General features: G+C 70.6%; 18 protein-coding genes. 11 read left to right on the forward strand and 7 right to left on the reverse strand.

Annotation, left to right across the window (positions count from 1 at the left end; all coding sequences use genetic code 11):
* Positions 1 to 126: 126 nt before the first annotated feature.
* Positions 127 to 1,899, reverse strand: a complete 1,773-nt coding sequence (locus ACFT4A_RS41165; protein ID WP_382841422.1) for an acetyl/propionyl/methylcrotonyl-CoA carboxylase subunit alpha — start codon at positions 1,897 to 1,899, stop codon at positions 127 to 129.
* A 344-nt stretch (positions 1,900 to 2,243) separates the two neighbouring features.
* On the opposite strand from ACFT4A_RS41165, the gene ACFT4A_RS41170 reads away from it, so the two are divergent.
* Positions 2,244 to 2,675, forward strand: a complete 432-nt coding sequence (locus ACFT4A_RS41170) for a hypothetical protein (protein WP_382841424.1) — start codon at positions 2,244 to 2,246, stop codon at positions 2,673 to 2,675.
* Here ACFT4A_RS41170 and ACFT4A_RS41175 read toward each other — a convergent pair.
* The 4 genes from ACFT4A_RS41175 to ACFT4A_RS41190 form a co-directional block, all read right to left on the reverse strand.
* Positions 2,644 to 3,264: a Maf family protein gene (locus ACFT4A_RS41175; protein ID WP_382841426.1), complete on the reverse strand. Its 621-nt coding sequence runs from the start codon at positions 3,262 to 3,264 to the stop codon at positions 2,644 to 2,646. The two genes, ACFT4A_RS41170 and ACFT4A_RS41175, sit on opposite strands and share 32 nt — an antisense overlap.
* A 27-nt stretch (positions 3,265 to 3,291) precedes the next feature.
* Positions 3,292 to 3,420: a morphogenic membrane protein MmpB gene (gene mmpB, locus ACFT4A_RS41180; protein ID WP_382841428.1), complete on the reverse strand. Its 129-nt coding sequence runs from the start codon at positions 3,418 to 3,420 to the stop codon at positions 3,292 to 3,294.
* Between the two features lie 76 nt (positions 3,421 to 3,496).
* A complete protein-coding gene (locus ACFT4A_RS41185) occupies positions 3,497 to 3,706 on the reverse strand; it encodes an acyl-CoA carboxylase epsilon subunit (protein ID WP_382841431.1) in 210 nt (69 codons plus the stop codon).
* A 25-nt stretch (positions 3,707 to 3,731) separates the two neighbouring features.
* The gene (locus ACFT4A_RS41190; RefSeq protein ID WP_382841433.1) at positions 3,732 to 5,336 is read right to left on the reverse strand and encodes an acyl-CoA carboxylase subunit beta; all 1,605 of its coding nucleotides are present in this window, start codon (positions 5,334 to 5,336) and stop codon (positions 3,732 to 3,734) included.
* Positions 5,337 to 5,637: 301 nt separating this feature from the next.
* Here ACFT4A_RS41190 and ACFT4A_RS41195 point away from each other — a divergent pair, with 301 nt between their 5' ends.
* Both ACFT4A_RS41195 and ACFT4A_RS41200 read left to right on the forward strand, forming a co-directional pair.
* Positions 5,638 to 6,531: a biotin--[acetyl-CoA-carboxylase] ligase gene (locus ACFT4A_RS41195; RefSeq protein ID WP_382841436.1), complete on the forward strand. Its 894-nt coding sequence runs from the start codon at positions 5,638 to 5,640 to the stop codon at positions 6,529 to 6,531.
* Positions 6,532 to 6,709: 178 nt separating this feature from the next.
* The gene (locus ACFT4A_RS41200; protein WP_215119015.1) at positions 6,710 to 7,813 is read left to right on the forward strand and encodes an adenylate/guanylate cyclase domain-containing protein; all 1,104 of its coding nucleotides are present in this window, start codon (positions 6,710 to 6,712) and stop codon (positions 7,811 to 7,813) included.
* A 14-nt stretch (positions 7,814 to 7,827) separates the two neighbouring features.
* Here ACFT4A_RS41200 and ACFT4A_RS41205 read toward each other — a convergent pair whose 3' ends face one another.
* Complete coding sequence (locus tag ACFT4A_RS41205) at positions 7,828 to 8,478, reverse strand: hypothetical protein (protein WP_382841439.1); 651 nt, start codon at positions 8,476 to 8,478, stop codon at positions 7,828 to 7,830.
* 218 nt (positions 8,479 to 8,696) lie between these two features.
* Here ACFT4A_RS41205 and ACFT4A_RS41210 point away from each other — a divergent pair, with 218 nt between their 5' ends.
* From ACFT4A_RS41210 to hutH, 3 genes are all read left to right on the forward strand, one after another.
* On the forward strand, positions 8,697 to 9,497 hold the full coding sequence (locus ACFT4A_RS41210; RefSeq protein ID WP_382841443.1) for an enoyl-CoA hydratase/isomerase family protein: 801 nt from the start codon (positions 8,697 to 8,699) through the stop codon (positions 9,495 to 9,497).
* A 249-nt stretch (positions 9,498 to 9,746) separates the two neighbouring features.
* Positions 9,747 to 10,901, forward strand: coding sequence for a diguanylate cyclase domain-containing protein (locus ACFT4A_RS41215; RefSeq protein ID WP_382841446.1), 1,155 nt, complete (start codon positions 9,747 to 9,749; stop codon positions 10,899 to 10,901).
* A gap of 102 nt (positions 10,902 to 11,003) precedes the next feature.
* Positions 11,004 to 12,542, forward strand: coding sequence for a histidine ammonia-lyase (gene hutH, locus ACFT4A_RS41220; protein ID WP_382841462.1), 1,539 nt, complete (start codon positions 11,004 to 11,006; stop codon positions 12,540 to 12,542).
* Between the two features lie 67 nt (positions 12,543 to 12,609).
* On the opposite strand, the gene ACFT4A_RS41225 is transcribed toward hutH, so the two are convergent.
* Positions 12,610 to 12,924 carry a hypothetical protein gene (locus tag ACFT4A_RS41225; RefSeq protein ID WP_382841449.1) on the reverse strand — a complete coding sequence of 105 codons (315 nt, stop codon included), beginning with the start codon at positions 12,922 to 12,924 and terminating at the stop codon, positions 12,610 to 12,612.
* A gap of 109 nt (positions 12,925 to 13,033) precedes the next feature.
* On the opposite strand from ACFT4A_RS41225, the gene ACFT4A_RS41230 reads away from it, so the two are divergent.
* The 5 genes from ACFT4A_RS41230 to ACFT4A_RS41250 all read left to right on the forward strand — a co-directional run bounded on the left by ACFT4A_RS41230 (position 13,034) and on the right by ACFT4A_RS41250 (position 20,802).
* Entirely contained in the window at positions 13,034 to 13,414 is a 381-nt protein-coding gene (locus ACFT4A_RS41230) for a hypothetical protein (RefSeq protein ID WP_382841452.1), read from the forward strand.
* Positions 13,415 to 13,657: 243 nt separating this feature from the next.
* Positions 13,658 to 14,923 carry an Ig-like domain-containing protein gene (locus tag ACFT4A_RS41235; RefSeq protein WP_382841454.1) on the forward strand — a complete coding sequence of 422 codons (1,266 nt, stop codon included), beginning with the start codon at positions 13,658 to 13,660 and terminating at the stop codon, positions 14,921 to 14,923.
* 142 nt (positions 14,924 to 15,065) lie between these two features.
* Positions 15,066 to 16,520 carry an ABC transporter permease gene (locus ACFT4A_RS41240; RefSeq protein ID WP_382841457.1) on the forward strand — a complete coding sequence of 485 codons (1,455 nt, stop codon included), beginning with the start codon at positions 15,066 to 15,068 and terminating at the stop codon, positions 16,518 to 16,520.
* Positions 16,521 to 16,596: 76 nt separating this feature from the next.
* Complete coding sequence (locus tag ACFT4A_RS41245) at positions 16,597 to 17,280, forward strand: ABC transporter ATP-binding protein (protein ID WP_382841460.1); 684 nt, start codon at positions 16,597 to 16,599, stop codon at positions 17,278 to 17,280.
* A gap of 207 nt (positions 17,281 to 17,487) precedes the next feature.
* The gene (locus ACFT4A_RS41250; RefSeq protein ID WP_382841465.1) at positions 17,488 to 20,802 is read left to right on the forward strand and encodes a S8 family serine peptidase; all 3,315 of its coding nucleotides are present in this window, start codon (positions 17,488 to 17,490) and stop codon (positions 20,800 to 20,802) included.
* The last annotated feature ends 43 nt before the right edge of the window (positions 20,803 to 20,845 follow it).

Genomic DNA, 20,845 nt, shown 5'->3' on the forward strand with positions numbered 1-20,845 from the left:
CCGCGGAGGGGTGGCCTGTCACCGGGGAACGGCTGGCGCCAACCGCGTGGCCGTTTGGGGACAGCGCCCGTGTATAAGAGACAGGGGCAGGGGCGTTGTGCCCCTGCCCGCCCATCCCGTCTTGTGTCAGTCCTTGATTTCGCAGATGGCCGCGCCGGACGTGACCGACGCGCCGATCTCCGCGCTCAGGGCCTTGATCGTGCCCGACCTGTGGGCGTTGAGGGGCTGCTCCATCTTCATGGCCTCCAGGACGACGACCAGGTCGCCTTCCTTGACCTCCTGGCCCTCCTCGACGGCCACCTTGACGATGGTGCCCTGCATGGGAGACGCCAGGGTGTCGCCGGAGGCGACGGGGCCCGACTTCTTCGCCGCGCGGCGCTTGGGCTTGGCGCCCGCCGCCAGGCCCGTGCGGGCCAGGGACATGCCCAGCGAGGCCGGGAGGGAGACCTCCAGGCGCTTGCCGCCGACCTCGACGACGACCGTCTCGCGGTCCAGCTCCTCCTCCGCCTCGGTGTCGGCCGACGCGGCGAAGGGCTTGATCTCGTTGACGAACTCGGTCTCGATCCAGCGGGTGTGGACCGTGAACGGGTCGGACGAGCCGGTGAGCTCGGGGGCGAACGCCGGGTCCTTCACCACCGTGCGGTGGAACGGGATCGCCGTCGCCATGCCCTCGACCTGGAACTCCTCCAGCGCGCGGGACGCCCGCTCCAGGGCCTCCTTGCGCGTGCGGCCGGTGACGATCAGCTTGGCCAGCAGGGAGTCCCACGCCGGGCCGATGACCGAGCCGGACTCCACGCCCGCGTCCAGGCGGACACCGGGGCCGGCCGGCGGGTCGAACTTCGTGACCGTGCCGGGGGCCGGGAGGAAGTTGCGGCCCGGGTCCTCGCCGTTGATGCGGAACTCGAAGGAGTGGCCGCGCAGCACCGGGTCGTCGTAGCCGAGGACCTCGCCGTCGGCGATGCGGAACATCTCGCGGACGAGGTCGATGCCGGCGACCTCCTCGGTGACCGGGTGCTCCACCTGGAGACGGGTGTTGACCTCCAGGAAGGAGATCGTGCCGTCGAGGCCGACGAGGAACTCGACCGTGCCGGCGCCGACGTAGCCGGCCTCCTTCAGGATCGCCTTGGAGGCCGAGTACAGCTCCTCCACCTGCGCGTCGGACAGGAAGGGCGCGGGAGCCTCCTCCACCAGCTTCTGGTGCCGGCGCTGGAGGGAGCAGTCACGGGTGGAGACCACGACGACGTTGCCGTGCTGGTCGGCCAGGCACTGGGTCTCCACGTGCCGCGGCTTGTCCAGGTAGCGCTCGACGAAGCACTCGCCACGGCCGAAGGCCGCGACCGCCTCGCGCACCGCCGAGTCGTACAGCTCGGGCACCTCTTCGAGCGTGCGCGCGACCTTCAGGCCGCGACCGCCGCCGCCGAAGGCCGCCTTGATGGCGATCGGCAGACCGTGCTGCTCGGCGAAGGCGACGACCTCGTCGGCACCGGAGACCGGGTCGGGCGTGCCCGCCACCAGCGGGGCGCCCGCGCGCTGCGCGATGTGCCGGGCGGCGACCTTGTCACCGAGGTCGCGGATCGCCTGCGGGGGCGGACCGATCCAGATCAGATCGGCGTCCAGCACCGCCTGGGCGAAGTCCGCGTTCTCGGAGAGAAAGCCGTAGCCGGGGTGAATGGCGTCCGCGCCCGACTCCCGCGCGGCCTTCAGCACCTTCTCGATGTCGAGGTAACTGGTGCCCGGGGTGTCACCGCCCAGGGCGAACGCCTCATCCGCGGCGCGGACATGCAGAGCGTCCCGATCCGGGTCGGCGTAGACGGCCACGCTCGCGATGCCGGCATCCCGGCAGGCCCGGGCCACGCGGACAGCGATTTCGCCACGGTTGGCGATGAGCACCTTGCGCACGATGAGGCTCCCTCCTTGAAACAAGCCGAGTTTAGGGACTGCCGACACGGCACTTCGACCCGTCCCCAGTGGTGAGCTTGCCCACACGGAGCGTGATGCGAGGCTCGCTCGACCCGCGAAATCCCTTGTCGCACCGCGGTACGCAGCACTCCTGCGGGAAACCCTAGCCGTCTCCTGTGGTCAAGGTCTCTGTCATCACGTGCTGCGGGCCACTCCGTTTCTTTGTGGAGTCCCTACGAATGGCCCAATGATTCTTTGCCCGCGACGGAACCCTTGTCCCAGGGTTTACCTGTCAGTAGCGTTCGCGATGTCTCGAACGTACTAGGGGTAAGAGGGTGGGCCCGGTGGTGCGCAGGCCGGTGGCGTGGGTCGTGGCGGTGGTGCTGTTCGGTGAGGCGTTCGGCATCGCCGCGCTGAACTGGTTCCTCGGGGTCGTCGTCGACCGGCAGGACATGTCCCTGGCCGGGCTCGATCCGCACATGATGTCGGTGTCGTCGAAGATCGGCGGGATCGCCTTCGGCCTCTACTTCGCGCTCTGCGGTCTGGTCGCCCTGCTCGTGGCGCTGCGGGACCGGCCCCCGGCGGGCCTCGGCCGCGTGCTGCTGATCAGCGCCGCGGTCGTGCACGGGCTGCTCGGCGCCTTCACCTGGGGGCTCGTCGGCTGGACCGCGTTCCTCTTCATGATGCTGGTGCTCGGCCTGATCGTCCTGCTGCTGATGACGTACGACCGTCCGGCCGAGCCGGTCATGCCTCAGCCGGCGCCCACAACTCCGTGATGCCGACGCCCAGGTCGGCGAGGAGCCGCCGGACCAGGGGCAGGCTGATGCCGATGACGTTGCCGTGGTCGCCGTCGATGCCGTTGATGAACGGGGCCGAGCGGCCGTCCAGGGTGAAGGCCCCGGCGACGTAGAGAGGCTCGCCGGAGGCGACGTAGGAGGCGATCTCCTCGTCCGTCGGGTCGCCGAAGTGGACGACGGTGGACGCGGTGGCGGAGACATGGCGGCCGGTGAGCGTGTCGTAGACGCAGTGGCCGGTCTGGAGGGTGCCGGCGCGGCCGCGCATCGACTTCCAGCGGGCCGTGGCCTCCTCGGCGTCCGCGGGCTTGCCGAGGGCCTGGCCGTCCAGGTCGAGCACCGAGTCGCAGCCGATCACCAGCGCGCCCTTGACCTCCGGACGGGCCGCCACGACGGAGGCCTTCGCCTCGGCGAGGGCGAGCGCCAGTTCGGCGGGGGTGGGAGCGGTGACGGCGTCCTCGTCGACGCCGCTCACGATCACCTCGGGGGTGAGTCCGGCCTGGCGGAGCAGTCCGAGCCGGGCGGGGGACTGGGAGGCGAGGACGAGTCGCCTGCGGCGCTGAGCGGTCATGCGCTCAGGTTAGTCGGCGAGGCAGGCTCACCTCACGCCGATCACGACCATGACCACGAACATCGCCAACGCCATGAGAACGCCCAGCCGCCGAAGCATGTCCTGCATGTCGCGCAGTTCTTTCGGCGGTTCATTCTCGGGGTCGGACCACAGCATGAGTCCAGCGTGCGGCTCGGCAGGGCGGGGCGCCTGAGTAGGCGTACTCAAATCGGCGCCCCGCCTTGTCGAGCGATCAGGCCGGCCAGTAGGTCCTGCCCCAGGCCGTCGGGCCCGGCTGGGGCAGGCGGTGGGACGCGATGCGGGACGGGTCGGACCAGGAGTCGCGGGGGGCGGGTGCGCCGGGCGGGGTGTCCGCCGCCGCCGCGGCGCGGGCCCTGACCACCGCCAGTGCGGCGGCCAGCTCCTCCGGGGTCGGGTTGCCCCGTACGACCTTGATCGTCATGTGGGCCTCCTGGGCTCGCTGAGGGCTAGAGGGGGATGTTGCCGTGCTTCTTCGGAGGCAGGGATTCCCGCTTCGTGCGCAGTTGACGCAGACCCCGTACGACATGGCAGCGGGTGTCGGACGGCATGATCACCGCGTCGACATAGCCGCGCTCGGCCGCGACATAGGGGTTGAGCAGGGCGTCCTCGTACTCCTGGATCAGCCGGGCCCGGACCGCCTCGAGGTCCTCGCCGTTCGCCTCCGCCTCCGCGATCGTGCGGCGGTGCAGGATGTTGACCGCGCCCTGGGCGCCCATGACGGCGATCTGGGCGGTGGGCCAGGCGAGGTTGAGGTCGGCGCCCAGGTGCTTGGAGCCCATGACGTCGTAGGCGCCGCCGAAGGCCTTGCGCGTGATGATCGTGATGAGCGGGACGGTGGCCTCGGCGTAGGCGTAGATCAGCTTGGCGCCGCGGCGGATGATGCCGTCGTGCTCCTGGTCGACGCCGGGCAGGAAGCCGGGGACGTCCACGAAGGTGATGACCGGGACGTTGAAGGCGTCGCAGGTGCGCACGAAGCGGGCCGCCTTCTCGGAGGCGGTGATGTCGAGACAGCCGGCGAACTGCATCGGCTGGTTGGCGACGATGCCGACGGGGTGGCCCTCGACCCGGCCGAAGCCGGTGACGATGTTCGGCGCGTACAGCGGCTGCGTCTCGAAGAACTCGGCGTCGTCCAGGATGTGCTCGATCACCGCGTGCATGTCGTACGGCTGGTTCGCGCTGTCCGGGACGATGACGTCCAGCTCGCGGTCCTCGTCGGTGATGTCGAGGTCGGCCTCCTCCGCGAACACCGGCGGCTCGGAGAGGTTGTTGGACGGCAGGTACGACAGCAGCTGCTTGACGTACTCGATGGCGTCCTTCTCGTCGCCTGCCATGTGGTGGGCCACGCCCGAGGTCGCGTTGTGGGTGCGGGCGCCGCCCAGTTCCTCGAAGCCGACGTCCTCGCCGGTGACCGTCTTGATGACGTCGGGCCCGGTGATGAACATGTGCGAGGTCTGGTCGACCATGACCGTGAAGTCGGTGATGGCCGGGGAGTACACGGCTCCGCCCGCGCACGGGCCCACCACCAGGCTGATCTGCGGGATGACACCCGAGGCGTGGGTGTTGCGGCGGAAGATCTCGCCGTAGGCGCCGAGCGAGGCGACGCCCTCCTGGATCCTGGCCCCGCCGGAGTCGTTGATGCCGATGACCGGGCAGCCGGTCTTCAGGGCGAAGTCCATGACCTTGACGATCTTCTGGCCGTAGACCTCGCCGAGCGCCCCGCCGAAGACCGTGAAGTCCTGGGAGAAGACGGCGACGGGGCGGCCGTCGACGGTGCCGTACCCGGTGACGACGCCGTCGCCGTACGGGCGGTTCTGGTCCAGTCCGAAGTTGGTGGACCGGTGCCGGGCGAACTCGTCCAGCTCGACGAAGGAGGCTTCGTCCAGGAGGAGTTCGATCCGTTCACGGGCCGTCAGCTTGCCCTTGGCGTGCTGCTTCTCGACGGCGCGTGCGGAGCCGGCGTGCGTCGCTTCCTCGATACGGCGCTGGAGATCCGCGAGCTTGCCCGCGGTCGTGTGGATGTCGGGCTGCTGCAGCTCTTCCGGCTCGGACATCGGGATGCGGCTCCCTGCCTGCTCAAAAGGGGGGACGGTTACTCATCCGTAGAGTAGTGCGGTGCCCTCGGGTCGGCAGTGCGGCGTTTACCACACCGCCCCTGCCTTCCCAGGAACGCCGATGAGATCTACGGAATCGGCGGCGCGGTGGCCGATGTGGCGCATACGTTCAAGGCGTCGCGGCGGGACACGCCGGAGGGGCGACGCCACGGAGTGGCCGAGCGCCCGTGAACCTCAGCCCTTCCGGGCTGGAATCCACTCCCTCTGCGGGATGGAGGATGTCAAACCTAGTCTGGCTTGCATGAACAAGCCACCAGGTGCAGATGGAAACCCGCCCAACGGGCCCCGTGAGCCGAGGTCGAGCCGATGGTCCGACCTCGGGCGCCCACCCCTCAATGTCACCGCCCTGCGCCGGGGGCTGGTGCGGGAGGGAGGGCTGTGGTCCGGGGTGGACGTGGTGCAGCGCACCGGCTCCACCAACTCCGACCTCGTGGACCGGGCGGCGAAGGGTGAGGCCGTCGAGGGGGCGGTGCTCGTCGCCGAGGAGCAGACGGCCGGGCGCGGGCGCCTGGACCGGCAGTGGACGGCGCCGCCGCGGTCGGGCCTGTTCTTCTCCGTGCTGCTCACGCCGAGCGAGGTGCCGGTGGCGCGGTGGGGGTGGCTGCCGCTGCTCACGGGCGTGGCGGTGGCTACGGGGCTGTCCCGGGCGGCGGGTGTCGACACGGCCCTGAAGTGGCCGAACGACGTGCTGGTCACGGTGCGGGGCGAGGAACGCAAGGCCGGGGGGATCCTCGCCGAGCGGGCCGGTGACGACGGGGTCGTGATCGGGGTCGGCATCAATGTCTCGCTCAAGGAGGACGAGCTGCCGGTGCCGACGGCGGGGTCGGTGGGGCTGGCCGGGGCGGTGAGCACCGATCGGGATCCGCTGCTGCGGGGCGTGCTTCGTTCGCTGGAGGAGTGGTACGGGAAGTGGCGTGCCGCCGAGGGTGACCCGGGGGTGAGTGGGTTGCAGGAGGCATATGCCGCCGGGTGCGCGACGCTCGGGCGGACGGTGCGGGCGGAATTGCCGGGGGATCGGGATGTGGTGGGCGAGGCCGTGGCCGTGGATGGGGACGGGCGGTTGGTGCTGGCTACGGAGGAAGGGGTGCAGGAGCCGGTGGGGGCCGGGGACATCGTGCACCTGAGGCCGGTTTGAGCTGGGGGCGGGTGGGTGCGCAGCTCGGCGCGACGAGGTGCCGCCTGCGCCCACCCGTGCCGCCCCTAGCGGCACGCATGCCCGCAGCTACGTGCCTGACGGAGTGAGCTGGCGCACACCTGCCGTAGAGTTGAGGCCGGTCGATACATGACCGTGACAGATCGGAAGGGCAGCACGCGTGACCGTCGAAGACCCGGATTCCGGCACGGACGCGCAGGGCGCCGACCCCGGCGAGGACCCGCTCGCCCTGCGCCTCGAAGGGCTCATTCTGGGGGCCGAGCGCCGGTACACCCCGTTTCAGGCGGCCCGTAGCGCCGGTGTCTCCATGGAGCTGGCCTCCCGCTTCTGGCGGGCGATGGGCTTCGCGGACATCGGGCAGGCCAAGGCCCTCACCGAGGCGGACGTACTCGCCCTGCGGCGCCTCGCCGGTCTCGTCGAGGCGGGGCTGCTGAGCGAGGCGATGGCCGTACAGGTGGCCCGGTCCACCGGGCAGACCACCGCACGGCTCGCCGAGTGGCAGATCGACTCGTTCCTGGAGGGGCTGACCGAGCCGCCCGAGCCGGGCATGACCCGTACCGAGGTGACGTACCCGATCGTCGAGCTGCTCCTGCCCGAGTTGGAGGAGTTCCTCGTCTACGTCTGGCGGCGTCAGCTCGCCGCCTCGGCCGGACGGGTCGTGCAGGCCGCCGACGACGAGGAGATGGTCGACCGGCGCCTCGCCGTCGGCTTCGCTGACCTGGTCGGCTTCACCCGGCTCACCCGCCGCATGGAGGAGGAGGAGCTCGGCGAGCTGGTCGAGGCCTTCGAGACCACGGCCGCCGACCTGGTGGCCGCGAACGGCGGACGGCTGATCAAGACCCTCGGTGACGAGGTGCTGTACGCCGCCGACGACGCGGGCATCGCCGCCGAGATCGCCCTGCGGCTGATCGAGACCATGGCGCACGACGAGACGATGCCGGAGCTGCGCGTCGGCATGGCGTTCGGCACCGTGACCACCCGAATGGGCGATGTCTTCGGTACGACCGTGAACCTGGCCTCCCGGCTCACCTCGATAGCTCCGAAGGACGCCGTCCTCGTCGACACCGCCTTCGCCGAGGAGCTGATCCGCACACAGGACGCCCCGTCCTCCGAGGCGGAGGCGGCCGAGGAGGCCGTCGCGGCGGAGAAGGAGGGCGAGGAGCCTCCGGAGTACCGGTTCGCGTTGCAGCCGATGTGGCAGCGGCCCGTGCGGGGGCTGGGCGTCGTGGAGCCGTGGCTGCTCACGCGGCGGGACCTGGGCTGAGCTGACAAGGGCGGTCAGCCGGGGCGGCCCGGTGTGTCCACGCACAGGCCGATGACCGGCACGCACAGGCCGGGGTCGTCGTCCGGTTTCTTCGGTTTCTTCGGTTTCTCGGGCTCGGGCGCCGGGGCCGGCGTGGTCCGGCTCGGGGGAGCGGGCGCGGCCGGGGTCGGGCGTGGGGCGTTGCCCTGGGTGTCCGGTGCCGGGATGTTCGGTGTGTCGGGGATGGTCGTGGGCCGGTGAGCGGCGGTCGTGGTGGCCCCTCGGGTGCCGGTCGTGGCGGGCGGGGCCGGCCGTGCGCCCTGGGTGACCGGGCCGGTGGCCGGGGACGGGGTCAGGCCGCCCAGGACCGTGGGTGACGAGGGGCTGACCTCGGGAGTGGCGGCCGGGAAGGTCGCGGCGGTGTCGGCGGTCCGGTCCGTGTCCGTGCCGGTGGTGACCGGGTCCGGGCGGGGTCCGGCCTCGACGGTGCCGACGCCGCCGGGGCTCGGTCCGGAGGCCAGGCGTACGAGGCTCAGGGCGCCGGCGGCCAGGGCGAGGCCGCCGGCGGCGAGCAGGGCCTTGGGGGAGCGGGGCTTGCGGTGGCGGCCTCGGACCCGGGGGGTGAAGAGGCCGGTTTCCGTCGCCCCGGTGTCCCGCTGTGGCCTCGTCGGCGTGTTCGTCCTCATCACGGTTCCTCCCCGCTGCGCACGCGCCCCCTGTGCGCCATTGGCGGACGCACGCTATGCGCTCCCTTGGGCGGTCGGGCCGGAAATGAGGTGATGTCACTCGAACGGGTGGGCGGGTGATCACGCGGGAACCGGTCGCGTCCGCTCTTTCGTGCGGGGGGTGCGGCTGCGATGATCGGGGCGGTGAGGTTGTTAACCCGCGTTAACCGGAGGGTGTCATGAGTGAGGAACGGTTCGGGGACTTCGTGCTGGTGCGGCGGCATGAGCAGGGGCATGTCGCGGAGCTCGTCCTCGACCGGCCCAAGGCCATGAACGCCGTGTCGACCGAGATGGCGCGGTCCGTCGCCGGGGCGTGTGCGGCGCTGGGGGAGGACCGGGACGTACGGGTGGTCGTGCTGACCTCGACGCATGAGCGGGCGTTCTGCGTGGGGGCCGATCTGAAGGAGCGGAACTCGTTCAGCGACGCGGATCTGGTGCGGCAGCGGCCCGTGACGCGTGGGGCGTACACCGGGGTGCTGGAGGTGCCGGTGCCGACGGTGGCGGCGGTGCACGGGTTCGCGCTGGGGGGCGGGTTCGAGCTGGCGCTCGCGTGTGACGTGATCGTGGCGGACCGTACGGCGGTGGTGGGACTGCCGGAGGTGTCGGTGGGGGTGATTCCCGGGGGTGGGGGCACGCAGTTGCTGCCGCGTCGGGTGGGGGCTGCGCGGGCGGCTGAGCTGATCTTCTCGGCGCGGCGGGTGGAGGCCGTGGAGGCGGGCGAGTTGGGGTTGGTCGATCAGGTGGTGGAGGAGGGGCGGGACCGGGAGGTGGCGTTGGAGCTGGCCGCTCGGATCGCGGGGAATTCGCCGGTGGGGTTGCGGGCGGCTAAGCGGGCGTTGCGGTTGGGGCAGGGGTTGGATCTGCGGGCGGGGCTTGAGGTGGAGGACGCGGCGTGGAGGGCGGTGGCGTTTTCCGGGGACCGGGCGGAAGGGGTCGCGGCGTTCAACGAGAAGCGGAAGCCGGAGTGGCCGGGGGAGTGAGCTGGGGTTTGTTGTCCGGTGCTCGGCGTTGGGGCTGGGGCCGGGTGGGTCCGCAACCCGGCGGAGCGGGGTGCCGCCTGCGCCCACCCGTGCCGCCCTGGGGGCACCTCCCAGGCCCTTAAGGCACTGGGGGAGGCACGCATGCCCGCAGGCTGGGCGGACCATGGGCGGCACCACGCCCGCGGCTCGGTCGTCCCCGTTCGCGTCGTCTACAGAACGGATTGGCTGAAAAGTCCCTAGCCTGGAGTGATGGGTGAGGACAGACGGCTGGTGGCCGTCGTCGCGTTGGCTCAGGGGATGGCGGCCGCGCACGGGTCGCGTGAGGCGTGGCGTGCGGCGGCTGCCGGGGCGTGCCGGGCGCTGGGCGGGAGTTTCGCCGCGCTGTCGGTGTGGGAGCGGGAGCTCGGGCGGCTGAAAGTCCTCGTGAACGTCGGTGCGCTGGCCGACGGCGAAGAGGAGTTCCCGGAGGACGAGGCGTATCCGGTGCACCAGTTCGCGGAGATCACCGAGTTCCTGCACGAGCAGTGGGCTGCCGGGGGCGGGGAGCCCGACGCGTGGGTGGAGACCGCCGAAGGGCCCGCCGCCGGGCGGCGTCCCGGGTACTGCCATCAGCGCGTCGCCGCCCTGCGCCGCCGGGGCCGGGGCTGCTGCGTGGTCGCGCCGATCGTGCTGCACGGGCGGGCCTGGGGCGAGCTGTACGTCGCCCGGCCGGCCGGTGAGGCCGTCTTCGCGCGGGCCGACGCCGACTTCGCCACCGTCCTGGCCTCCGTCGTGGCCGCCGGCATCGCCCAGACCGAGCGGCTGGAGGAGGCCCGGCGCCTCGCGTTCACCGACGCGCTGACCGGGCTCGCCAACCGTCGTGCCGTGGACGTACGCCTGGAGCAGGCCATCGAGCGGCACCGCAGGGACGGCGCCGTCGTCAGCCTCGTCGTCTGCGATCTGAACGGGCTCAAGCAGGTCAACGACACCCATGGGCACGCCGTCGGCGACCGGCTCCTGGAGCGGTTCGGCTCGGTGCTGTCGCTGTGCGGGGCCATGCTGCCGGGGGCGCTCGCGGCGCGGCTCGGCGGGGACGAGTTCTGTCTGCTCGCGGTCGGGCCGTCCGCCGACCAAGTGGTGAAGGCGGCCGGTGAACTGTGCCGCCGGGCGTCCGAGTTGGAGCTCGGGGACGGTGTGGCCTGCGGGGTCGCCTCCACGGAGGATCCGATCGGGCCCGTACGTTCCGCGCGGCGGCTGTTCCGGCTCGCGGACGCGGCCCAGTACCGGGCCAAGGCCGAGCGGGCCGCCCGGCCGGTGGTCGCGGGCCGGGCCGGGCCCGACGATCCCGTCATGCGGCTGGCGGACGAGCCGTCCAAGGGCGCCGACGGCGAGCGCCGGCGGTTCCGCGGGCGGCACGCGCCGTAGCCGTGGGGGAGCGGCCCGGGGGTGTGACGCATCGGTAAGGAGTGAACCCCGCCCCCAGTGGTGACATCATCGAATTCACTGCGTACGCTCCTGAATATGGATATGCACACTGTGGCGCTGGGGACCTCCGGCGTGACCGCGTCCGACGTGCTCGCCGTGGCGCGTGCCGGAGCCCGCGTCGAGCTCTCCGGGGAGGCGGTGGCCGCCCTCGCCGCGGCCCGCGAGATCGTCGAGGCGCTGGCGGCCAAGCCGGACCCCGTGTACGGCGTGAGCACCGGTTTCGGGGCCCTGGCGACCCGGCACATCAGCCCCGAGCTGCGCGCACAGCTCCAGCGCAACATCGTCCGCTCGCACGCCGCCGGGATGGGGCCGAGGGTGGAGCGGGAGGTCGTCCGCGCCCTGATGTTCCTGCGGCTGAAGACCGTCTGCTCCGGGCGCACCGGCGTACGGCCCGAGGTCGCGCAGACGATGGCCGACCTCCTCAACGCCGGGATCACCCCGGTCGTGCACGAGTACGGCTCCCTCGGCTGCTCCGGCGACCTCGCGCCGCTGTCCCACTGCGCGCTCGCGCTGATGGGGGAGGGTGACGCCGAGGGCCCCGACGGTGTCGTACGCCCGGCCGCCGAACTCCTCGCCGCGCACGGCATCCAGCCGGTCGAACTGCGCGAGAAGGAAGGCCTCGCCCTCCTCAACGGCACCGACGGAATGCTCGGCATGCTGGTCATGGCCCTGGCCGACCTGGACACGCTCTACCGGTCCGCCGACATCACGGCCGCCCTGTCCCTGGAGGCCCTGCTCGGCACCGACCGGGTCCTCGCCCCCGAGCTGCACGCCATCCGGCCGCACCCGGGGCAGGCCGCCAGTGCCGCCAACATGCTGGCCGTGCTGAAGGGTTCGGGCCTGACCGGGCATCACCAGGACGACGCCCCGCGTGTCCAGGACGCCTACTCGGTGCGCTGCGCCCCGCAGGTCGCCGGGGCCGGACGGGACACCCTGGCCCACGCCCGGCTGGTCGCCGACCGCGAGCTGGCCTCGGCGGTGGACAACCCGGTCGTGCTGCCCGACGGCCGCGTGGAGTCCAACGGCAACTTCCACGGGGCGCCCGTCGCCTACGTCCTGGACTTCCTCGCCATCGCCGCCGCCGACCTCGGCTCCATCGCCGAGCGGCGCACCGACCGGCTGCTCGACAAGAACCGCAGCCACGGCCTGCCGCCGTTCCTCGCCGACGACGCCGGTGTGGACTCGGGCCTGATGATCGCTCAGTACACGCAGGCCGCGCTGGTGAGCGAGCTGAAGCGGCTCGCCGTACCGGCGTCCGCCGACTCGATCCCGTCCTCCGCGATGCAGGAGGACCATGTCTCGATGGGCTGGTCGGCGGCGCGCAAGCTGCGCACGGCCGTCGACAACCTCACCCGTGTCCTGGCCGTCGAGCTGTACGCCGCCACCCGCGCCGTCGAACTGCGCGAGGGCCTGACGCCGGCGCCCGCCACGCGGGCGGTCCTCGACGCCGTGCGGGAAGCGGGAGTTCAGGGCCCCGGACCGGACCGGTTCCTGGCGCCCGACCTGGCCGCCGCGGACGCCTTCGTGCGCGACGGGCGGCTGCTCGCCGCGGTGGAGACGGTCACCGGGCCGCTCCAGTAGGACGAGTGCGGCCGGGGTCCTGCCGCGTGGCAGGGCCCCGGGGCGGTCGCCCGGGCGCCAAGTGCGCTCAGAAGCCGAGTCGTTCCCGGCGGACCGAGTAGGCGACGAAGCCCGCGCCCAGCGTGAGGGACAGCGTCCCGCCGATCACGTAGGGCGTGCTGTCGAAGCTGCCCGTATCGGCGAGCCGGGTGTCGGTGACGGAGTCGCCCGCGGTCGTGGCCGCGATCCGCGCCTGCTCTGTGACCTGCGGCGACGGGCTTGCCGAGACCGCCTCTCTGACCGGGGAGTCCGACGTCGCGTTGGCGGACGGGACGAACCACAGGGCGCCCAGCAGGGTCGCTGCGGCGGTGGTGGTCAGCAACGGGCGGCGAGCGGATGACACGGAATATCGATCCCCTTGTGGCACTGGCGAATTGGCCGTGTGGGGTGATGTTAGTAAAAGGCGCGGGTCACGGGAAAGTCACGGGAGGTCCTGGACGTACGCTCGCGCCATGAGCACTCCTGAGACATCACGTTTTGTACGGGTTCGGGTGGAACTCGTTCTGGAGGTCGACGACGCGGACGCGGTCACCAAGTCCGCGCTGCGCCGGATCGCCGACGACGCCGAGTTGCCGGCGGCGGAGCGGGTACACGCCGAGAGCGCTGTGACGGAAGACACCGCGGAGGCCCTCGCGTACCTCGTGGACCCGTTCGACCTGGTCAGCCAGGTCCCGGGGATCGAACTCCAGCAGGCCTCCTGGAGCAGCGAGCGGATCGACTACGACCCCGATTCGCCGGAGTGGGACTACGACGAGGATGATGAGGAAGGCGAGTACGACCTGAACGACAGTGACGAAGTGGACGGCGGAAGCCGGGCGGACGCGGCCGGCTGAGGCGGCTCGGGGAAAACATGACCCCGGGGGGCAACCGCCGCCCGGGGTTTCTTCGTCTCAAGCGACGCACCGACCGCACCAGCACCATCCGCATCGCGGACGTGGTGATCCCCACACCCGTGTCACATGGGGAACCTGACGAACCGGTCGTAGCGTTGAAAGGTCTCGACGAGGACTCACGGGTCCTGACGGGGGCACTTGGTCTTGGACGGGGACACTCGGGTCTTGGGGAAATCGGCAACGATGGAGAAGCGTGTGATAACGGTCAGTAAGCGGCGCAAGGGCCTGGCGGTCGCGTCCGCACTGCTCGGTGGAGTGCTGGCGCTCTCGGCCTGTACCGGCGGCGACGACAACGCCTCCGGAAGCGACGGCGGTGACAGCTCCCAGTCGAAGGTCGACGAGGCCGCGGCCAAGAAGACCTCCGCGGCCCAGATCAAGATCACGCCCGAGGACGGCTCCGACAACGCCTCCATCAACAACTCCGCCGCCGTCACCGTGAGCAAGGGCACGCTCACGGACGTCTCGATGACGACGTCCGACGGCACCGAGGTCAGCGGCGAGATATCCGCCGACAAGAAGAGCTGGAAGCCCAGCACCCAGCTCGAGCGCTCCACGAACTACAAGCTCGCCGCCGAGGCCAAGGACTCCGACGGCCGGGTCGCCCACGAGAACGCCTCGTTCACCACGGTCTCCCCGGCCAACAGCTTCATCGGCAACTTCACGCCGGACGACGGCACCACCGTCGGCGTCGGCATGCCGGTCTCGATCAACTTCGACAAGGCGATCACCAACAAGGCCGCGGTCCAGAAGGGCATCAAGGTCAGCACGACCGGCGGCCAGGAGGTCGCCTGCCACTGGTTCAACGCCAACCGCATGGACTGCCGCCCCGAGGAGTACTGGAAGGAAGGCTCCACCGTCACGCTGAAGCTCGAGCTCGACGGCGTCGAGGGCGCCGAGGGTGTCTACGGCGTCCAGCAGAAGACGGTCACCTTCAAGATCGGCCGTAACCAGGTCTCGTACGTCGACGCGAAGACCAAGCAGATGAAGATCACGCAGGACGGCAAGACCGTGCGGACCATCCCGATCTCCGCCGGCTCGCCCGAGAACAAGACCTACGAGGGCATCATGGTGATGTCCGAGAAGTTCAAGGAGACGCGCATGAACGGCGCGACCGTGGGCTTCACGGACGACGACGGCAAGGGCGAGTACGACATCAAGGACGTGCCGCACGCCATCCGCCTCTCCGCCAGCGGCACCTTCCTCCACGGCAACTACTGGGGCGCGAAGTCCATCTTCGGCAGCGCGAACACCAGCCACGGCTGCGTCGGCCTCCAGGACGTGAAGGGCGCCGACGACCCGAAGACGCCGGGCGCCTGGTTCTACAACAACTCGATCCTCGGTGACGTGGTCGTCGTCCAGAACACCGGCGACAAGACGGTCGCGCCGGACAACGGCCTCAACGGCTGGAACATGAGCTGGGCCGACTGGAAGGCCGGTTCCGAGGTCTGACGATCCGGTAGCTCCTCAAGGGAAGCCGCCACTCGCCCCGGAACGGGGTCGGGGTGGCGGCTTCCGTCGTTTCCCGGCTCTTCTCATCCAGCTCTTATGCCTGGCTCAAGTCCTCATCACAGACCGTCCCTAGCTTGCGGCCATGTTCTTCACCTATCTGAGACGCGAGCTGCGCCGCCGCAGAAAGGCGGCCCTCGTCGTCGCCTCCGGCCTCGCACTGGGCATCGCGCTGGTCATCGTCGTCACCTCCGTGTCCGCCGGCATGAGCAAGGCCCAGGACAAGGTCCTCCAGTCCCTGTACGGGCTGGGCACGGACATGACCGTCACCAAGGCCGCCGCACCGGCAGGGAGCGGCTCCGAGCGGCCGCGCTTCCGCTTCGACGCCCAGGACGACGACTCCGGCGGTGAGCAGAGCAGCGACCGCATCATGGTGCAGGGCCTCCAGACGCTGGCGAGTTCAACCGTGGGCAAGGTCGACGCGCAGAGCGGGGTCGCGGACGCGGTGGGCGGGCTGAGCCTCCAGGTCGTCAAGGTCAGCGGCGAGTTCACGCGCGGCCGGTTCGAGCAGGGCGAGGGCGGCGGGCAGGACGGCGGCCGGGGCGGCGGCCTCGGGGGTGCCCAGCCGTCCCCGCAGGGCCGTGTCGAGGGCGGCGGCGCCGACTTCGACGTCAACAGCTACTCCGTCTACGGCACGGACGTCACCAAGCCGGCCCTCGGCCCGCTGACCTCCTCCAAGATCACCAGCGGCCGTACGTTCAAGACGAGCGAGACGGACGCCAAGGTCGCCGTCGCGGACTCGGCGTACGCCAAGGAGAAGAAGCTCAAGGCGGGATCCACGGTCACCGTCAAGGGAACCAAGTTCCAGGTCGTCGGCATCGCCACGGCCGACAGCGGGGACGCGGTCGCCAACCTCTACGTCCCGCTGCGGCGGGCGCAGACGCTGGCCGACGCGAAGGACAAGGTCACCACGATCTACGTCAAGGCGACCGACTCCCAGCGGATCGACTCCGTCAAGGCGGCCCTGCAGAAGAACATCTCCGGTACGACGGTGACGACCTCCGCCGACCTCGCGGACACGGTGTCCGGCTCGCTGTCCACGGCGTCCTCGCTGGCCGCGAGCGTCGGCAAGTGGCTGTCGGTCGTGGTGCTCGTGGCCGCGTTCCTGGTCGCGGGCCTGCTCACGTCCTCGGCGGTCTCCCGCCGCGTCCGCGAGTTCGGCACGCTCAAGGCGCTGGGCTGGAAGTCGGGGCGGGTGACCCGTCAGGTGGTGGGCGAGGCGGTCGTCAACGGGCTCGTGGGTGGGGTCCTGGGGATCGCGCTGGGGCTGGCGGGGGCGTATGCCGTGACGGCGGTGAGTCCCACGCTTCAGGCGCAGTTGGGTTCCGGAGGCGGTGAGGGCTTCAGAGGAGGCTTCGGCGGCCCCGGCCGCCAGGCCGCGACGAAGACCCTCGACGTCGCCCTCACCGCACCGGTCGCCCTGACGACGATCGCGCTGGCGGTGGGGCTGGCGGTGGCGGGCGGTCTGATCGCCGGTGCGTTCGGCGGGTGGAGGGCTTCGCGACTCCGACCGGCTGACGCTCTACGCCGGGTCGAGTAGCTGACTTCAGGGGCGCGGGGAACTGCGCGATCAACCCCCACCCAGCCGCACTGAAAGACGATCAGGAGCCCGATCCATGTACGAACTAAGAGCAGTCACCAAGCACTACACCCGAGCCAAAGACACGGTCCAAGCCCTCGACGGCATAGACCTGACCATCCCCGACGGCGACAGGCTGGTCATCCAGGGCCCCACCGGAGGCGGAAAGTCCACCCTGCTCCAAATGCTCGGCGGCCTGGACCGCCCCACCTCCGGCGAGATCATCCTGGACGGCACGGACCTCGCCGCCCTCCCGGAGGCGAGACTCACCCGGGTGAGAAGCGAAAGCATCGGCTTCGTCTTCCAGTCCTTCAACCTGATCCCGACGCTCACCGCACAGGAAAACGTGGAGACCGCCCTCGTCCCGCTCGGCATGAAGCCGAAACAGCGTCGCGAACGGGCCGCGGAGGCACTGGAATCGGTCGGCCTCGGCGAACGCCTCGCGCATCTGCCCGGCGAGATGTCCGGCGGCCAGCAGCAGCGCGTCGCCATCGCCCGGGCCCTCGTGAAGCAGCCGAAGGTGCTGCTCGCCGACGAACCCACGGGCAATCTCGACGAGTCGATGCGCGATGAGATCATGGACGTGCTGATCCGCATGTGGAAGGAGCTCGGGCTCACTTTCGTGATGGTCACCCACGACTCCGCCCTCGCGAAGCAGGCCCCGCGCGTGGCGACCATCCGCAGGGGGCGGATCACCGTCCAGGAGAACGCGCGGGCGTAACCATGCGGTCCTGTAACGGAGTTCCGGCGGCCATGTAACAGTCAGCCCACGGATTTCTTACCTTCCTCTCATCTATTGAGCAGCTGATCACCCCTCGGCATACTGCGTATTCCGGGGGGTGTACGTCCATGCGTACGAGATGACCCCCGGCCGGGTGAACGGGGAATTCGCCTGGCTCTTCTGCAAGGGGGACTCTTGCGCAGACAAATGAAAAAGGCGTGCGCGGCCACGGTCGCCACCGCGGCGGCCGTGGCCCTGGCGGCGGGTATGACCAGCCCGGCGTCGGCGAACGGCGAGCAGACGGCCGCAGCCTCCAAGCCCGCCTCGCTCACCGCCAAGCACCGCGTCACGCTGATCACCGGCGACCGGGTCGTCCTGGACGCCAAGGGGCGCGTGGTCGGTCTGGAGCGGGCCAAGGGACGCGAGGACATTCCCGTCCAGATCCGCAAGCTCGACGGCCACACCCTCGTGATCCCCGCCGACGCGGCCCGCCTGGTCGCCACCGGCAAGCTCGACCAGCGGCTCTTCGACGTCACCGAGCTCAACAAGTCCACGACCCGCAAGGCCCAGAAGAAGGGCCTGAAGGTCATCGTCGGCTACCAGGGCAGCGCCGCGGCGGCCAAGGCCGACGTACGCGACGCGGGCACCCTGAGCCACTCGCTGAAGTCCGTGAACGCGGACGCGGTGCAGACGCCGAAGGAGGACACGCCCGACCTGTGGGACGCGGTCACCAACGGCGACAAGACCGCCTCCGGCATCGCGCACGTCTGGCTCGACGGCGTCCGCAAGGCCAGCCTCGACAAGTCCGTCGCGCAGATCGGCGCCCCCAAGGCGTGGTCGGCCGGCTTCGACGGCAAGGGCGTGAAGATCGCCGTCCTGGACACCGGTGTCGACGCCACCCACGCCGATCTCAAGGGCCAGGTGATCGGCGCCAAGAACTTCACCACCTCGCCCGACACCACCGACAAGGTCGGCCACGGCACCCACGTCGCCTCGATCGCGGCGGGCACCGGCGCGAAGTCCGGCGGCAAGTACAAGGGCGTCGCGCCCGGCGCGAAGATCCTCAACGGCAAGGTGCTCGACGACGGCGGGTTCGGCAGCGACTCCGAGGTCCTCGCCGGCATGGAGTGGGCCGCCGCCGAGGGCGCCGATGTCGTCAACATGAGCCTGGGCGGCGGCGACACGCCCGCGATCGACCCGCTGGAAGCGGCGGTGAACAAGCTGTCCGAGGAGAAGGGCATCCTGTTCGCCATCGCCGCCGGCAACGAGGGCGAGCTCGGCGACCAGACCATCGGCTCCCCGGGCAGCGCCGCCGCGGCCCTGACCGTCGGCGCGGTCGACGACAAGGACGTGCTGGCCGACTTCTCCAGCCGCGGCCCCGGCATGGACGGCGCCCTCAAGCCCGACGTGACCGCGCCCGGCGTGGACATCACCGCGGCCTCCGCCCCGGGCAACCAGATAGCCCAGGAGGTCGGCGAGAACCCGGCCGGCTACATGTCCATCTCCGGTACGTCGATGGCGACCCCGCATGTCGCGGGCGCGGCGGCGATCCTGAAGCAGCAGCACCCGACGTGGAAGTACGCCGAGCTGAAGGGCGCCCTCACCGGCTCCACCAAGGGCGGCAAGTACACCCCGTTCGAGCAGGGTTCGGGCCGTATCCAGGTCGACAAGGCCATCACGCAGTCCGTGACAGGCGAGCCGGGCTCGGTGAGCTTCGGCCTCCAGCAGTGGCCGCACACCGACGACAAGCCGGTCACCAAGGAGCTGACGTACCGCAACCTCGGTACGAAGGACGTCACGCTGAAGCTGACGTCGACCGCCACCAACCCCAAGGGCCAGGCCGCCCCGGCCGGCTTCTTCAAGCTCGGCGCCACCTCGGTGACCGTCCCGGCCGGCGGCAAGGCCTCCGTCCCGTTCACCGTCAACACCAAGCTGGGCGGCACGGTCGACGGCGCCTACTCGTCGTACGTGACGGCGACCGGCGGCGGCCAGACCGTCCGCACGGCCGCGGCCGTGCAGCGCGAGGTCGAGTCCTACGACGTCACGCTGAAGTTCCTCGACCGTGACGGCAAGCCCGCCACGAACTACAGCGCCGACCTGGCCGGTATCTCCGGCCTGGGCAACGGCAAGTTCTTCACGCCGTACGACGCGGACGGCACCGTCACCGCCCGGGTGCCCAAGGGCGGTTACGTCCTCAACACGAACATCTACGCGGGCGACGACCCGGAGAAGTTCGAGGGCGCCGACTGGCTGGCCCAGCCCAAGCTGAACGTCGCCAAGGGCACCACGATCACGCTGGACGCCCGCAAGGCCAAGCCGGTGGACATCACCGTGCCGGACGCCGCCGCCAAGCCGGAGTTCGCCTCGGCCGACTACACGGTGGAGGCGGGGGACTCCAGCTTCGGCTTCGGCTGGTGGCTGGACTCGTACGACGGCTTCCGCTCCGCGCACGTCGGTCCGCAGATCACCGACGGTTCGGTGACCCAGCAGTGGGACGCCCACTGGAGCAAGGGCGCCAAGGAGCAGTACAGCGTCACGGGCGGCGGTCCGGTCAAGCAGCTCGCCACCGGCTACACCAAGCACTACAAGGCGAGCGAGCTCGCCACGGTGAAGGCGGGCCTCGGCGCCGCGGCGAGCGGCAAGAAGGGCTCGATCGACGCCGTGGGCTGGCTGCCGTGGAGCAGCGGCGCCTCCTCGATCGGCTTCGAGCAGACCCTGCCGAGCACGCGGACGCTGCACCTGTCCACCCTGGGCGGTGTGAAGTGGGACTTCCGATTCTCCCAGCACGGCGGTGTCGACGCCGACGGCTTCCCGCTCTACGAGGCCGGTTACTCGCTGGACGGCCAGAAGTTCGCCGGTGGCAAGAGCTACTCGAAGACGTTCAACACCGCCGTCTTCGGACCGCGCCTCAACGCCGACTTCGGCCTGTTCCGCGAGGGCAACCAGATCCACGGCTCCCTGCCGCTGTTCGCCGACAGCAAGGGCAACCCGGGCTCCTCGCTGTTCACCTCGGTGAACACGACCCTGTACCGCAACGGCACCAAGGTCGGCAGCAACGACGACCCGCTGTTCGGCGGTGAGGCGTTCAAGGTCCCGGCCGGTGACGCCGAGTACAAGCTGACGACGTCGGTCAAGCGCAGCGTCAAGGTCGCGGCGGCCTCCACCCGCATCGACGCCAGCTGGACGTTCCGCTCGAAGAAGACCACGGACCTCAAGCAGCTGCCCGCCTCCACGGCCCGCTTCAACGCGGCCACCGGGCTGGACAGCAAGGTCCCGGCCGGCAAGACGGTCAGCATCCCGGTCACCGTCGAGGGCGCGGCCAAGGGCAGCAACCTGAAGTCGCTGTCGGTGTACGTGTCGTACGACTACGGCAAGACCTGGAAGAAGCTCACGGTCAAGGACGGCAAGGTCAGCGTCAAGAACCCGGAGAAGGGGAAGGCCATCTCCTTCCACGCCAAGATCGCCGACAAGAAGGGCAACAAGTCGACGGTCTCGATCTACAACGCGTACTACGGCAAGTGAGTACCCGTTAGCGAACGGCCCGTCGGAAGCCTCGGCTTCCGAC

This window comes from Streptomyces sp. NPDC057099 (assembly GCF_042671245.1).
In the GTDB taxonomy this organism is placed as follows: Bacteria; Actinomycetota; Actinomycetes; order Streptomycetales; family Streptomycetaceae; genus Streptomyces; species Streptomyces purpurascens.